This is a genomic window from Mesorhizobium sanjuanii (assembly GCF_002529485.1).
GTDB classification, from domain to species: Bacteria; Pseudomonadota; Alphaproteobacteria; order Rhizobiales; family Rhizobiaceae; genus Mesorhizobium; species Mesorhizobium sanjuanii.
Genome location: NZ_NWQG01000123.1, coordinates 1 through 14,146 on the forward strand (window position 1 = coordinate 1; position 14,146 = coordinate 14,146).

The window sequence follows — 14,146 nt, forward strand, 5'->3', positions numbered from 1 at the left end:
GACGGACGGTCGCCCACTTGGATGGTGGCCTATAAGCCCCTGATGGCAACGAGGCCGGGGCCCGCCACTTTTTCATATGTCGTAGTCGTAGAAGCGGAAGATTTCCTTCTGGGCAACTGTGAGATTTAGCTTCCAGTTCCGCCACGGTAACAGCGTCACGCCAAAGTTTGCGCATCGCCGGTTGGCGTCTCTAGCGACACGCGGCGCTAGAGCTTTCGCGTAAGAGGTGTTCCACCGCTTCGAGCCGGCATTTGCTGCCTGAAAGAACGCGCTAGCTACCACGTCGGCTATCTGGCAACCGGCACTCTTGTTGTGATCGATCACTTCAATAAGCCTGTGATCGATCACTCGAAAATCTGGTATCCTAGCTGTTTGATAGACATTGCCTTTTGTGGCCTGAATCGACAGCAATTCGGTGTACGTTTCGACGTGGCGATAGGAGTGACCGCCGCGCCTCGAAAACACTAGTTTTACATGCATAGGCCCGCCCTCTTCGAGGGTTGACCGCGCTGCGCACCATTCGCTGATACGTTCTAAGGCAATGCGGATACAGTAGTTGTAGAACCAGTTGTGAGGGTGGAGCGAAACGGCCTCAGCTTGTGGGTTGTGATAGTCCCGCATGTTCTTCTTGTTCGAAACGACGACGAAGAAGCGTATGTTGGTGGCAGCCAACGCATCGCATACAGACTTCTTTTTGTGTTCGGCTAGGTTGCGAAAATGGAGATCTGGGCTTTGCGTCGAAAAGACCGACCGTTTGATATCGCGAATCAGGCCGACCATGTTCGGTTCATTGGTGGCGCGGATAACTGCGCAGCCTACAGAGAACCATTCGCTCGCGCCGTTCGGGTCAATCGGGGCAACCGTTTTAATTCCAGGGTCGCCAGCCTCATCGAAGTAGGCAATGAAATACGGTTCCGGTATCTTTCCCTTAGAGGTCATAAAAAATGAAGGCTACTGCCAAAGAAAAGAGTCAAGTAGAGAAGTTCCGCGACCTTGCCCGCAAGCTCGAAACCGTCGATTCCGAAGAACCGTTGAATGAAGCACTTAGGAGGGTGACGAAGAGGCCCGCCATCAACGATAAGCCGACTAAGAAAAATAATGCGGGACACGACGACAAGGCCGTTTGACCACTGACTCGGCGCTATGCTAGATTCTTCGGGCTAGGTGGAGAACGAAGCATTCGCGCTTCGAACTCCTGCCACCCTCTGGTGGCTGCCGGATTGGGCCGTTGCAATCGGCTTTCTCCGGGAAGTGCATAAAACTATGGCGGCTGCATAATAGGTCTCCTTGTTTGATCAGTTGCAGCGGGTATTGTTTGGCGACGAGCCCGCTGCAATTATTTCCCCATTTCGAATCTTCGAAAAAGGGAATTGCTAAATTATCTTAGCCCCGGGCCTACCTGCAAACACAAGTTTTGGTGTTAACAGGCAATTTATTCCAGTCCGACAATTCTCCCAGGTTTCCCAAAACGACATGCGTCAGCAGCCGCGCACGAAGAGCGCGAATGCGGGCAAAACGCACAAAATCCGGGAAAAAAGACCGGGCTCAGAACTTTCCGGTCGCGCTCTCAACAGGAACGCATGGCCTATAAAAGGCGAATCGTTTTGCGCCGTCAAGGATTCGTTTGCGTAGCTTTTGTGACCCCAACATCTTGTGTGTCACACATGTGGATAACGGGAGTGGGGAGCGTTGCGCTCTATCTCCACTTATGAAGCTAACCCCAACGGGCAGGCTCGAACGTCTCGTAGTGAGTACCCTTGTTGATGGCGTGCCATGTCTTCCCAAGCTTTTCCAATTGAGCATTGAGCCACGCATCGGCGGGCGGCTCCGTGTTGGTTTCCAAATATTGATCGACTAACTGCCGAATCTGGTTTTGACGCGCCACGGCTTCAGCATGGGTTAGGTTTCTCTGTAGTTCCTCGATAGGAACCGATGTGAACGAATCTAGCCGCTTTTCCAGCGCTGCGATTTTTTGGGCTGCCTCGTCCGGCGAAGCGCCATCCAGTTTGCGCCTATAGGCGGCTATCTCATCGTCGCGATGGGTTAGCCGCGCGCCATACTGCCAACGAAGCGCCAACCAGATTGAGGTTCCAACTATGGCGACCGCGATGCCAAACGACGCTGGCGCACCGCTTATCACGGGCCATTCCTTCGCAAACCGTTCGATAAATTGGTCCATGCGCGATTCATATCATCGCGTCCTCGCTTCGTCACCGGGTCTGTCAAATATATAATCGCCCAGGTCAAGTCAGAGGGCGACGAAGGTGTGCGATTGCTCCGTCGCCACAGCTAATTCCCCGACCCCAGCGCCTTGTCCAGCGCCTCCCTGATGTCGGCCGGCCAGGTCTTGACCGCCGGCCAGGCATCCGGCTCGCCATTGTCGCCGCGGCGGGCGAAATAAAGCGCGTGCTTCACCGGGTCGACCGCCATGAAGCCGTCATTGCCGCCGCAATCATGCGGCACGCAGCCACTGGCGTAGAAGGCGCCAGATGCTGCCTTCTGCGTGCCGCCGCCGACCAGCAGGCTGGTCGCCATGTCAGGCATTTCCTTGCCCAGCAGAGTCTCGGCTTGCTTGTAGACGGCCGCATTGTGGAAGGCATCGATGATGTTGTCGTATTTCGCCGGGTCGACATCCTTCCAGTCGGTGCCGGGCTCCGGCATGTAGGCGAGATTTCCCGAAATCGTCAGCCCCTCGGTGGGCGACCATTGCAGCGCCGGCTTCGAATCGCCCGGCAGGAGATAGGGCACGAAGTAAATGGCGTTGTCGGACACCGCCGCCGGCGGCGCGCCGCATTCATCCTGCTCGACGGTGGTGGCCTGGATCGTGCCGCCTTCCGGCTTCCACACGATCAGCTTGGCCGGCCCGCACTGGTTGCCGCCGTCGCCGACATCGACCAGAGCCACATCGACACCGCCGACCTTGACGACCTTGTCGAAGAAGACGTCGTAGTTGCTCGCCAGTTGCTTGCCGTCATAGGTCAGCACCTTCTCGCCATACTCTTCGTGCTGGGTGATAGTCAGCTGCCCACCCTCGAACGGGATCGGCCCCTGGCTGTCATTGTCGGCCAGCGCCGCATTGCTCGACGCGTCCTGGTCGGCGGCGCCGTTGGACGCATCGTCAGCCGGCACCAGCACCATGTCGGTCTGCGCATGCGCGCCAGCCACCGGCATGAGAATCCATGCCAGCGCGCAGGCGCCGGCAACAAGCGAACGTGTCATGGCGATCCTCCTTTCGTCAGATCATAGCCGGCCGGAGTCGAAACGCCAGTCCGCACCACTGCACTCGAATGGCCGGCGGAGCAGGAAACCATTCACACTTTGGAGATTGGCCAAAGCCTTCGCGTCTTCGTCATCCTGGGGCGAAGCAAGGAGCGAAGCGACGCGGCGCAGACCCCAGGATCCATGCCATGACATACGAGTGCTGCAGCGGTGCAGAGTTCTGTTTCGTCGTATGCCTTGGCTGATGTCGCGGCATGGATCCTCGGGTCAGGCCCGAGGATGACGAAGGGTTCAGGCCCAGGGGCGCAGCTCGGCGTTCTTCTTTTCGAACGAGGCGATGGCGCCGGCCTTCTCCATGGTCAGGCCGATGTCGTCGAGGCCATTCAAGAGACAGTGCCGCTTGAAGTCGTCGAGGTCGAACTTGACCACGCCGCCGTCCGGTCCGCGGATTTCCTTGGCTTCGAGGTCGACCGACAGCGTCGCGTTGGAGCCGCGCGAGGCGTCGTCCATCAGCTTTTCCAGGTCTTCCGGGCTGACGGTGATCGGCAGCACGCCGTTCTTGAAGCAGTTGTTGTAGAAAATGTCGGCGAACGAGGTCGAGATGACGCAGCGAATGCCGAAATCGAGCAGCGCCCATGGCGCGTGCTCACGGCTCGAGCCGCAGCCGAAATTGTCGCCGGCGACCAGGATCTGCGCCTTGCGATAGGCCGGCTTGTTGAGCACGAAGTCCGGGTTTTCCGAACCGTCATCCTTGTAGCGCATCTCGGCGAACAGGCCGGTGCCGAGCCCGGTGCGCTTGATCGTCTTCAGATAATCCTTGGGGATGATCATGTCGGTGTCGACATTGACGATCGGCATGGGTGCCGCGACGCCGGTGAGCTTGGTGAATTTTTCCATGGTTTTTTGCCCGAGTTTCGTTGCGGGGGATTTGCTGCCGCCGGTTTACACAAAGCCGCGGGCAAATAAAAGGCAACTGTTTGTGCACAGCCGCGGAGCAAAGGGCGAGCAAAAAATGGCTTCGAAATCGCTGCTCCTTGTTGCAATCTGGCTGCCATGAGCGAACAGCACGTCCTCTATGCCAGCGAGCCGACCCTGGATGCGGCCGAGTTCCGCCGCGTGCTGGTGGAATCCGGCCTCGGCGAGACGCGCCCGGTCGATGACCAAGCCCGCTTGAAGGCGATGCTTGCCGGCGCCAATCTGGTGCTGACGGCGCGCCTCGACATCGAAGGCAAGCCCTTGATCGGCGTTATCAGAGGCCTCACCGACTTCTCCTGGGTCTGCTATATTTCCGACCTTGCCGTTTCCCAGGCGGCGCAGGGGCTTGGCGTCGGCAAGGGCCTGATGGACGAGGCACGCCGGCAGCTCGGACCATCGGTCGCCGTCAGCCTTATCTCCATGCCCGACGCCGTCGGCTTCTATGAACGCATCGGCATGACGCGCATGGCGGACGCCTTCTGGTTCAGCCGCAAGGGCTGACGCTTTCCACCGGATCTCCGCACCCCGCAATCGCTCGACGAGGCAGCCAACTTTTCGTGATCTGCGCGGCGCCTTGACATGCAACCAAATGGTTGCATATTAAAGCCATGAGCATGGATGCTGTCTTTCGCGCCCTGGCCGACCCGACCCGCCGGCAATTGCTGGACAGCCTGCATGCCAGGAACGGGCAGACGCTGAGTGCGCTGTGCGCCGAGATGGACATGACCCGCCAGGCGGTGGCCAAGCATCTGGCGATCCTCGAGGAGGCGAACCTCGTCGCCACGATCCGCAAGGGGCGCGAGAAGGAGCATTACCTCAACCCCGTTCCCATCAACGAGATCGCCGAACGCTGGATCGGCAAATTCGAGCGGGGGCGGCTGAACGCCCTCAGCGATCTGAAGAAACGTCTTGAAAGGGAAGACTGATGAGCAACGCTTTCACCTATGTCACCTACATCCGCACGACGCCCGAAAGGCTCTGGGAAGCGCTGACCGAACCGGAGTTCCATCAGCAATATTTCCTCGGCGCCCAGATGCAGAGCGACTGGAAAAAGGGTTCGGCATGGAAGATGGCCTACGCCGACGGCCGCGTCACCGACAGCGGCGAGATCCTCGATATCGATCCGCCGAGGCGCCTGGTGATCAAATGGCGCAATGAATTCATGCCGGAGGTGAAGGCCGATGGCTACACGCGCTGCACCTTCGTCATCGATCAGGAAGGCGACATGATGAAGCTCGCCGTCACCCATGAGGCGGACGGTCCTCACAAATTGCTGGAGCATGTCTCCAAGGGCTGGCCGCTGGTCCTGTCCAGCCTGAAGAGCCTGCTGGAAACCGGCAAAGGCCTGTCGCGCCCGGCCTCGAAGGGCTAAGGCAATTGTTTCGGTGGCGAAACAACCGTTGACGGAGGTTGGAAATGATCCTCGAACATAGAACGGCGCAGGCCATGGCGAATAGCGAGACGGTCATGGCCTCGGCCGAAATTCCCAAGCCGCCGGAGCAGGTGTTCGCGGCGCTCGTCACCGACGAGGTCGAGCGCTGGTGGGGCTCGGCCGATACCTACCGGATGGTCGGCTGGTCGGCCGACCTGCGCGTCGGCGGTCGCTGGAGCGTCATCGTCAGGACGGCTGACGGCAAGGACTTGCCGGCCAGAGGCGAGTTTCTCGAGATCGAGGCGCCACGCCGGATCGTGCAGACGAGGCGCTATGACTGGGACCACCCGACGCTTGGCCGGCGGCAAACGACGGTCGCCTATCTGCTCGAACCGATCGTTGGCGGCACGCGCCTCACCGTCTGCCATGGTGGCTTCGCCGGCCTCACCGAGGCGGCAGCCGAGCATGCCGAAGGCTGGGCCCGGGTATTGAGTTGGCTGCAGGCGTATGTGGATGCGGGCAGCCGGGTGGCGGCATAGCCGTAGCGATCCTTCGCGCCCCCCTCTGCCCTGCCGGGCATCTCCCCCACGAGGGGGGAGATTGGCAGCTTGAGCGCTCCGCTCATTCCTGCAACGTTGGCGATTGGCGAAGGCCGGGATGACGGCCGATCTCCCCCCATGTGGGGGAGATGTCCGGCAGGACAGAGGGGGGCGCTGTCCCGCCTGCGTTAGATCACATTCAATTCCCGAAACGCCCTTCCTTCAGCCACCCGCTCATACCCAAACGCCGAGCAATCCACCGTCCTGTAGCCGCCATGCACGATCAGCTCAGCCAGCGCCTTGCCGACCGCCGGCGCCTGCTGCAGGCCATGGCCGGAAAACCCGTTGGCGAACAGGAAATTCGTCACCTCAGGATGCGGGCCGATCACCGCGTTCTGGTCGAGCGTGTTGTAGTCGTAGTGGCCGGCCCAGGCGCGTGTCGGCTTGATCGCTTCGAAGGCCGGAATGCGGGTCGCCAGCACCGGCCAGATCACCTCTTCGAACAGCGGCCAGTCCGGCTCGAAATCCTTGGGATCAGCCGGGCCGTCGCCCTCTTCCGGCTCGGCGCCCCCGGTGATGTAGACCGAGCCTTCCGGCCGGACATAGATGCCGGAGGGATCGACCAGCAGCGGCATGTCGGCATATTTCTCGCGCGCCTCGAAGACAAAAACGTTGCGCTTGCGCGGTTCGACCGGCAGCGAAAGCCCGGCCATGCCAGCCACCTTGCCGGCATTCGGCCCCGCGGCGTTGACGACGATGCCGGCTTCGAGCCTCTCGCCATTGTCGAGGCTGACGCTGGTGACGCGATCGCCCTGCCGCTCGATGCCGGTGACATCGGCTGTGATGAAATCGATCTTCTTCTCGCGCAGCGCCTTGCGGAACAGCATCAGCATCGCATGCGCGTCGAACCAGCCTTCGCCGCTGCGGCCATAGGCGCCGGCGGTGATGCCTTCTGCCGACAGCCACGGAAACCTGCGCGTGAGCTGGTCGGCATCTTCCAACACAATGTCGGCGCCTTCGGCCATCTGCGCCTCGTGGTTCGCTCTAAGGATCGGCAGGCCGTTCTCGCCGGCCAGAATGAGATAGCCGCCCTCGCGAAAGCCGATATCGGCATCAGCGCCAAAAACCTCCGTCAGCCGCCGGAACAGTTTCAGCGTGAACTGCGACAGACGGATGTTTTCGGGGATCGAGAATTGCTGGCGGATGGAGGCGCAGGACAGCGTCGTCGCCGCATGGGCGAATTGCGGATCTCGCTCGACCAGCGCAATCGAGCCCGAAAATCCCTCCTCGCGCAGATAATAGGCGACCGAGGAGCCGACGATGGCCCCGCCGATGATGACGATGTCGTAGCGCACTTTCTTCTCCGATCCGCCGCTCGCATCCTTCACGCAACCGGCAAAATGATCTCGAAGCGCGTGCCGCGCCCGGAGTCAACCAGCCGGATCGTGCCATCATGCGCTTTCAGGAGGGCCAGCACGATACCGAGCCCCATGCCGGTGCCGCCGGAATCGCGGCGCGTGGTGAAGAATGGCTCGAAGATGCGGTCCCGGTTGCTCGGCGAAATGCCGGCACCGTCGTCGCTCACCATTATTGTCGCCTTGCCGTCAGCGCTGCTTGCCGCGAGCAAAACCGCGCTCGCACCGTGGCGCGCCGAATTGTCGATCAGATTGGCAAGCACGATCGCCGCGTTCTCGCCCGAGATGCGCAGGCCGATGTCGCCGCCCGCCTCGACATGGACCGCCAGTCCTTTGTCCACGGGCAGCAGCGCCAGTGCTGCGCCGATCGAGGTGGTTTCGCCGCTGGGGGCGAGGTTTTCGGCGCGCGCCAGTTCGAGCAGGCGGCGCACCAGCAGATTGAGCCGCCCGGCATCGGTGACGATATTGTTCGAAAACCGCTTCCGCTCGGCCTCGTCCATGGCGGCGCCTGAATCGCGCAGCAGCTCGGCCGCGCCCTGGATCGCCGTCAGCGGCGATTTGAGCTCGTGCGAGACATGGGTGGCGAAGGTCTGGATGCTGTCGGAGCGTGCATGCAGCTTTTCGGCCATGTCGAGGAAAGCCGCCGAAAGCTCGGCCATCTCGCGCGTGCCGTGGTGGTCGAGCGGCCGGATCGCCGTGCGGTCGCCGGCGGCGATCCGCCCTGTCCGCTCCATCAGCGCGTAGATCGGCCGGCTGACGGTACGCAGGAAGACGAAGGCGATGAGCAGCGTGCCGCCGAGAACGGCGATGGCCGCGAGCGTTACCTTGCCGCGCTCGCCATAGAGATGCTTGACGATGTTGTTCGGCGTCCGCGACAAATAGACGACGCCGGCGACCTTGCCGTCTACAGCGACCGGCATGGCGACGAAGACGCGGACCTTCGTGCCGCGGCTGACCGAATAGAGCGGTGGCGCCGGCTGGTCGGGGATCCGCAGCCTGAGCGCGCTGGCATAGCGCCCGGCAAGCGCCTCGCGAACCTCCGCGACATCGGCGAGCGACAGGCCGACCTCTTCGCGCCCGGCAATGACAACGCCTTTTGCGTCGAGCAGCCGGAAACCGGCCAGCGTGGTTTTCTGCGTTTCGGCGAGAATGTCCGACAAACGCGAACCGATCGCCGCGAAGGCAGGATCGAGACTGGCGGCCGCCGCCGCCGGCCGGGTCGGCAGGACAGTGTCGGAGGCAAGATCGAGACTCGGCTCGATCGGCCGGTAGCGGGAGGCGAGCTCGGTGCTCCTGCTCGTATATTCGCTCTCCATGGCGGGCATCAGCGCGCCGAGTTTCTCGGCCGGAATGCCGGCCTCGCGCACGTCCTGCGCATAGATCGCGGCGAGCACCGCGCCTTGTGCGATCAATTCCGCCTCGGTCTGGCGGATCAACTGGTTCTCGTAGAGCCTGAAGAAGAACAGGCCGACCAGCGGCAGCGCCATCACCATGATCAGGATGGCGACAACGATCGTGGCCAGGCGCGGCCGCCATTTGGTGCCGATCCATTTTTGCGCGCTCACGCGCCGCATTTGCCGAGCCGGAAGCCGACGCCGTGCACGGTCTCGATCGCATCCTCGCAGCCGACCGCCGCCAGCTTGGCGCGGATGTTGCGGATATGGCTGTCGACGGTACGGCCGGCGACATGGATATTGCCGGCATAGGCGCTGGCCATCACCGTCTCGCGGTCGAGCACATGCGCCGGCCGGGCGAGGAAACCTTTCAGGATCGAGAATTCGATCGCGGTCAGCGAAAGCCGCTTGCCGTCGAAACTGGCGGCGTGGCTGGCCGGCGCCAGAGTGAGCCTGCCATGCGAGAGCTGCCGCTCGTCGATCTCGACAGGCGCCGGGCGGGCGCGCCGCAGGATGACGTTGACGCGGGCGACCAGTTCGCGCGGGCTGAACGGCTTGGTGACATAGTCGTCCCCGCCCATTTCCAGTCCGAGGATGCGGTCGATCTCCTCGTCGCGCGCGGACAGGAACAGCACCGGCACATCGGATCGCTGCCTGAGCCGCCGGCACACTTCCAGCCCGTCCATCTCGGGCATGCCGATGTCGAGCACGACGAGATCCGGCGCGCGGCGCTCGATCGCCTGCAAGGCGGCCGCGCCGTCGGCGACGGGAAACGTCTTCATCCCTGCCTTTTCCAGCGCAAAGCAGATGATCTCGCGGATATGCGGGTCGTCGTCGGCGACGAGGATGTGATGCGGCATTTGTCAGCGGCCCGGCACGAAGGATTCGAAACCGTCAGGAACCACGAACGGGCCTTGCCTGTCGAGGTAGCGAAGAAGCCGCCAGTCGCGAAAGCTCCAGGCGCGCCAGTTTTCCTGAGCAGTGCGGTAGCGGGCTTTATCCGATTTATGCACGGCAAGGAGAGTACGGTAACTGGGCCAGCCGACGGCAATCGTCTTGCTCTGTTGCTCGATGAAGCGATCGAGTGCCGGCAGCGCGGCTGGGCCGAGTGAATGCAGGTACCCGACATCGAGTGAAATGCCCTGGCCGGTCATTTCGAGGGAATGGTCGACATTGTAGTTGGCGATCAGCGCGGCGAAATTGATGAAAGAGCAGCCATAGAGCGTCGCTGAAAGCGTCAGAAGATTGGCGGAAGAGAGCCATTCATTGGATTTTTCCAGCGCGATGCGGGCGATGATGAGGGCAAGGCCCGCCGCCACCAGCCCCATCCAGACGAAGGCGGCGACGCGCCAGTAGGTCAGCGCATAGATGCCGATATAGAGGTCGAGCCGCAGGATCGACGAGACGACCAGCGCGATGTTCTGCGCCACCCAGGCATAGACCAGGGTGCGGATCAGCCGATCGCCCGATGTGTCGCTGCCGGGCCTCAGCGCCGCCAGCACGAAGCCGGCGGCAAGCAGCGCCGTGACGATCAACGGATAGGCGCCGCGATGCGCATAGGCGGCGTAGGTCAGGCCGTCGGGCAGTGCCGCGCCGCCCCAGAGATAGGCGGCGTCGAGCCCGGTCTGCACCGCAAACAGGATGTTGAAGACGATGAGCGCGCGCAAGATCGCGGCCTTGCCGAAAACGATATCCTCGATCGTGGTGGCGGCTTTTGCCTGCGGCCGCACCTTGGCAGCCGGCGTCAGACGCGGGATGCGCCGGAGGAAGCGCGGCAGGCGCGGCCGCAGGAATGCCCAGACGCCGGCAAGCACGACCAGCCAGAAGAACAGCCGCGGCAGTTGGATGAGCTTGAGCAGTGCGAAGAGGTCGATCAGCGAAAACCAATATTCGATGACCGGATTGGCGGCGCCGAACAGCGCGAGGAACACCACGCCAAGCACCAGCGGCATGATCCAGACGGCGATTGCCGCGAAACGGATGCGGCGCTGGCCAAGCTGTCGCGCCGCCCTGCGCCAGCGAAAGAAGTCATAAGCGAACCGAAAGGGTGCCGCGAACGCGAAGGCCAGGAGCTGGCCGGCAATGCGGGCAAGGTTGCGCCGCAACCGCCCGGTCAGCGAAAGCGCAAAGACAGCCAGGGCCGCAAGCCCGATAGAGACGGACAGGAGGCTGACATTTTCGGCGAGCGGCAGCAACGCGACCAGCAAGGCTGTTGGCTTCAACCAGACCCTCACGTCGCTGAAGGCGGAAGGATGCACGGCCACCACCGCACCGGCGATCAGCATGGCGAACAGGAAGAAATTGATGCCGGCGGGCTGGCCGTAGAAGAGGAAATCCGCCAGTGCGGCCAGCAGCACGGCGACGCCGAAGCGGCTGCAATAGCTCGGCGTGAGATACGATGTCATATCAGGACTTTCGCGATCGCCCGGCCGGGAAATCTGGGCGCGGGCGTTGGGAGGAAAGGGAGGACGGTGGCGAGAGGCTGAGACCCAGGTGGGTCGGCAAGCCACCAGCCTTCGTTTCGGAGCCGATACGGCAGGCACCAGCGGGGATTTCCTTGATCTTGCATGCCCACCTCTTTGGATTACCGGCAAGGACACGGCGGGGCGGACCGGAGGAGATTTTCTGCAAGGGAGTGCAGTTTTTGTGCAGAGGTGGGCATTGCTATGTCTGCGCTGCCCCTCACCTGCCTGCCGGCACCCTCTCCCCGTAGTGACGGGGAGAGGGACGCTCTCATCGACGGTTTCGCCAATCACCAGAGTCGCGGAAAGGATGCCAAGGTTGCGGCCAGCCTCTTTCTCCCCGTCACTATACGGGGAGAAATGCCCGGCAGGGCAGTGAGGGGCGGCGCCGACATCGACGATTGGTTCGTCTTGCCTCAGCCCGCCGCAGGCGGCATAGATCGGACATGACGCAAACCTATCGCCCGCACCGCTCGGTGCTCTATGTCCCGGCCTCGAACGACAAGGCGCTGGCCAAGCTGCCGGGGCTCACCTGCGATGCCGTCATCATCGATCTCGAGGATGCCGTTGCTCCGGCCGACAAGATTTCCGCACGGGAAAAACTGGCTGGCATTTTCGGCGACCGCCCCGGGCGTTGCGAGATGATCGTGCGCATCAACGCCCTGTCCAGCGAATGGGGCGCCGACGATCTTCTGGCCGTGGCCAAATGCGAGCCCGACGGCATCCTGTTGCCCAAGGTCGGCACGCCGCGCGACATCCTGGAAGCCGGCGATGTCCTCGACGACAATTTTGCTCCGGACGAGGTCAAGCTCTGGGCGATGATCGAGACGCCCAAGGCGTTGCTCAACATCGGCGCAATTGCTGAACTCGGGCGCGATTCGGCCTCGCGCCTGGTTTGTTTCGTTGCCGGAACGAACGATCTGGTCAAGGACACCGGCATTCGCGCGACGCCCGACCGGCGCTATCTCGTGCCGTGGCTGATGCAGATGGTGCTGGCCGCGCGCGCCGGCGGCCTCGACCTGATCGATGGCGTCTTCAACGATTTTCGCGACTCTGAAGCCTTGGCGCGCGAATGCGCGGAGGCGGCCGCCATGGGCTTCGACGGCAAGTCGGTTATCCACCCGGCCCAGATCGAGGCGGCGAACCATGCCTTCGCGCCGTCCGCCGAGGAAGTGGCCGAGGCGCGCGCGGTGAAGGATGCCTTCGGGCTGACGGAGAATGCCGGCAAGGGCGTTATTGCGCTGAACGGCAAGATGGTCGAGCGACTGCATCTGGCGCAGGCCGAAAAACTGCTGGCAAAGGCCGCCGCCATCGGGGCATGATCGAGCATGGTCCCGAACCAAAGGACCGCGTAAGCGAAAAGTGGAGACCGGTTTTTGCTTCCGCTAACCTGCGGTTCGGAAAAGATCATGCTTAAATCAAAGTGCTCGCGGGCGACGGCAACCACGACAGGGTCGAAGAATGAAACTCTACCGCTTTCTCAGCGCTCCGGACGATTCCAGCTTCTGCCACAAGGTGACGGCGGCGCTGAACAAGGGCTGGCACCTGTTCGGATCGCCGACCTATGCCTATGACAAGAGGACCAAGTCCATGCGCTGCGGCCAGGCCGTGGTGAAGGATGTCGAGGGCCAGGAATACGGGCCGGACACCAAGCTCAGCGACTGGTAGGGCATGTCGCTCGTCCTTCGTCATCCTAGGGCGTAGCAGTCGCGAAGCGACGTCGCGGAGACCCTAGGATCCATGCCGTTACCTCTGCCGAAGAGCATGGCGGCTCAGATTAGTGCGATCATACCGACCGATCGGGATGGCTGATTGCCGTTACCGCAGAACCGGATGGTGAGCGTTCGGTTCTGCACCGCCGGAGCATTGCACCACCGTCACGGCATGGATCCTGGGGTCTGCGCCGCGTCGCTTCGCTCCTTGCTCCGCCCCAGGATGACGAAACGTAGGTCCTATTCCGCCGCCTCTTCGATCTTTTCCATATCGTCGTCCGACAGGCCGAAATGGTGGCCGATCTCGTGGATCAGCACATGGGTGACGATGTCGCCCAGCGTCTCCTCGTTCTCGGCCCAATAGTCGAGGATGGCGCGGCGGTAGAGCGTGACGCGGTTCGGCCCCTCGCCGGTCTGCGGATTCCAGCGCTCGGCGATGCCGCGCCCCTCGAACAGGCCGAGCAGGTCGAACGGCGTTTCCAGCGACAGATCGTCCATGATCTCATCGGTCGGGAATTCCGAGATCTGGATGACGATCTCGCCGGTCAGCTTGCGGAAATCCTCCGGCAGATGGGCATAGGCCTCCAGCGCCAGGAACTCGATTTCCTCGATCGACGGCGAAAGCTCGGCGTGCCAGGTGCGGGTCTTGTAGATGCGGGCCATGCTTTGTCCTTTCCCGGGCATATAGGCTTTCGCGCCGGGCGAGGCAAATGAGCTGGCAGGGGCGCCGGATGTGTGCGGGCCGGACAGGAATAAATTCCCCACGACTCCGCTTGACTCTTCATTCGCCCTCTGGAATCTATAAGAACATAACAGGAACAACTGTGAGTGGAAGCTGACCGTTATGGCGATGAACGCCGTGGCGCGGGAGACTGTTTTTGCCTTGCGCCGCCAGATCGCGAAGATCGAGGGAACGCTGCCCGAGCGCCTGCAGGCGCCGGCTGGTGCGGCCCCGGCTGGCTTGCCGTCTGACGGCGAGGCCGCCTCCCGGAATCTGACAATTGTCCGGCGCGATCTCGCCATGGCGCCGCCCGATGCCTTTTTGCACACCGCCGAGC

At 62.3% G+C, this 14,146-nt stretch carries 16 protein-coding genes and 1 pseudogene; 8 read left to right on the forward strand and 9 right to left on the reverse strand.

Translation table 11 applies throughout. The features are described from left to right. Window positions 1–72: 72 nt before the first annotated feature. A complete protein-coding gene (locus CN311_RS19195) occupies window positions 73–939 on the reverse strand; it encodes a DUF3800 domain-containing protein (protein ID WP_097575311.1) in 867 nt (288 codons plus the stop codon). A gap of 5 nt (window positions 940–944) precedes the next feature. Between CN311_RS19195 and CN311_RS19200 the strand changes: the two genes are divergently transcribed. Beyond that, entirely contained in the window at window positions 945–1,127 is a 183-nt protein-coding gene (locus tag CN311_RS19200; RefSeq protein ID WP_097575312.1) for a hypothetical protein, read from the forward strand. Between the two features lie 587 nt (window positions 1,128–1,714). Here CN311_RS19200 and CN311_RS19205 read toward each other — a convergent pair. From CN311_RS19205 to leuD, 3 genes are all read right to left on the reverse strand, one after another. Further along, on the reverse strand, window positions 1,715–2,179 hold the full coding sequence (locus CN311_RS19205) for a hypothetical protein (protein WP_097575313.1): 465 nt from the start codon (window positions 2,177–2,179) through the stop codon (window positions 1,715–1,717). Between the two features lie 110 nt (window positions 2,180–2,289). Beyond that, complete coding sequence (locus tag CN311_RS19210) at window positions 2,290–3,219, reverse strand: hypothetical protein (protein WP_097575314.1); 930 nt, start codon at window positions 3,217–3,219, stop codon at window positions 2,290–2,292. Between the two features lie 291 nt (window positions 3,220–3,510). Next, window positions 3,511–4,116: a 3-isopropylmalate dehydratase small subunit gene (gene leuD, locus CN311_RS19215; protein WP_097575315.1), complete on the reverse strand. Its 606-nt coding sequence runs from the start codon at window positions 4,114–4,116 to the stop codon at window positions 3,511–3,513. Between the two features lie 156 nt (window positions 4,117–4,272). On the opposite strand from leuD, the gene CN311_RS19220 reads away from it, so the two are divergent. The 4 genes from CN311_RS19220 to CN311_RS19235 all read left to right on the forward strand — a co-directional run bounded on the left by CN311_RS19220 (window position 4,273) and on the right by CN311_RS19235 (window position 6,105). Further along, a complete protein-coding gene (locus CN311_RS19220) occupies window positions 4,273–4,695 on the forward strand; it encodes a GNAT family N-acetyltransferase (RefSeq protein ID WP_097575316.1) in 423 nt (140 codons plus the stop codon). Between the two features lie 113 nt (window positions 4,696–4,808). Beyond that, window positions 4,809–5,120, forward strand: a complete 312-nt coding sequence (locus CN311_RS19225) for an ArsR/SmtB family transcription factor (RefSeq protein WP_097575324.1) — start codon at window positions 4,809–4,811, stop codon at window positions 5,118–5,120. Beyond that, window positions 5,120–5,566, forward strand: coding sequence for an SRPBCC family protein (locus CN311_RS19230; RefSeq protein ID WP_097575317.1), 447 nt, complete (start codon window positions 5,120–5,122; stop codon window positions 5,564–5,566). Before CN311_RS19225 ends, CN311_RS19230 begins: the two co-directional genes overlap by 1 nt. Window positions 5,567–5,610: 44 nt before the next feature. Then, complete coding sequence (locus CN311_RS19235) at window positions 5,611–6,105, forward strand: SRPBCC family protein (protein WP_097575325.1); 495 nt, start codon at window positions 5,611–5,613, stop codon at window positions 6,103–6,105. A 188-nt stretch (window positions 6,106–6,293) separates the two neighbouring features. Here CN311_RS19235 and CN311_RS19240 read toward each other — a convergent pair whose 3' ends face one another. Genes CN311_RS19240 through CN311_RS19255 form a run of 4 tightly spaced genes read right to left on the reverse strand, consistent with a single transcriptional unit; the run spans window position 6,294 to window position 11,319 of the window. Continuing rightward, entirely contained in the window at window positions 6,294–7,460 is a 1,167-nt protein-coding gene (locus CN311_RS19240) for an NAD(P)/FAD-dependent oxidoreductase (RefSeq protein WP_097575326.1), read from the reverse strand. A gap of 29 nt (window positions 7,461–7,489) precedes the next feature. After that, on the reverse strand, window positions 7,490–9,094 hold the full coding sequence (locus CN311_RS19245; protein WP_097575318.1) for a sensor histidine kinase: 1,605 nt from the start codon (window positions 9,092–9,094) through the stop codon (window positions 7,490–7,492). Next, a complete protein-coding gene (locus tag CN311_RS19250) occupies window positions 9,082–9,774 on the reverse strand; it encodes a response regulator transcription factor (RefSeq protein WP_097575319.1) in 693 nt (230 codons plus the stop codon). Before CN311_RS19250 ends, CN311_RS19245 begins: the two co-directional genes overlap by 13 nt. 3 nt (window positions 9,775–9,777) lie before the next feature. Then, window positions 9,778–11,319 carry a DUF4153 domain-containing protein gene (locus CN311_RS19255; RefSeq protein WP_097575320.1) on the reverse strand — a complete coding sequence of 514 codons (1,542 nt, stop codon included), beginning with the start codon at window positions 11,317–11,319 and terminating at the stop codon, window positions 9,778–9,780. A gap of 503 nt (window positions 11,320–11,822) precedes the next feature. Between CN311_RS19255 and CN311_RS19265 the strand changes: the two genes are divergently transcribed. Further along, window positions 11,823–12,698, forward strand: coding sequence for an HpcH/HpaI aldolase/citrate lyase family protein (locus tag CN311_RS19265; RefSeq protein ID WP_165779764.1), 876 nt, complete (start codon window positions 11,823–11,825; stop codon window positions 12,696–12,698). 139 nt (window positions 12,699–12,837) lie between these two features. Next, entirely contained in the window at window positions 12,838–13,044 is a 207-nt protein-coding gene (locus tag CN311_RS19270; protein WP_097575322.1) for a DUF1737 domain-containing protein, read from the forward strand. 284 nt (window positions 13,045–13,328) lie between these two features. Here CN311_RS19270 and CN311_RS19275 read toward each other — a convergent pair whose 3' ends face one another. Further along, window positions 13,329–13,751, reverse strand: a complete 423-nt coding sequence (locus CN311_RS19275; RefSeq protein WP_097575323.1) for a metallopeptidase family protein — start codon at window positions 13,749–13,751, stop codon at window positions 13,329–13,331. Between the two features lie 181 nt (window positions 13,752–13,932). Between CN311_RS19275 and CN311_RS19280 the strand changes: the two are divergent. Continuing rightward, window positions 13,933–14,146: pseudogene (locus CN311_RS19280) on the forward strand (ImuA family protein); the annotation flags it as partial.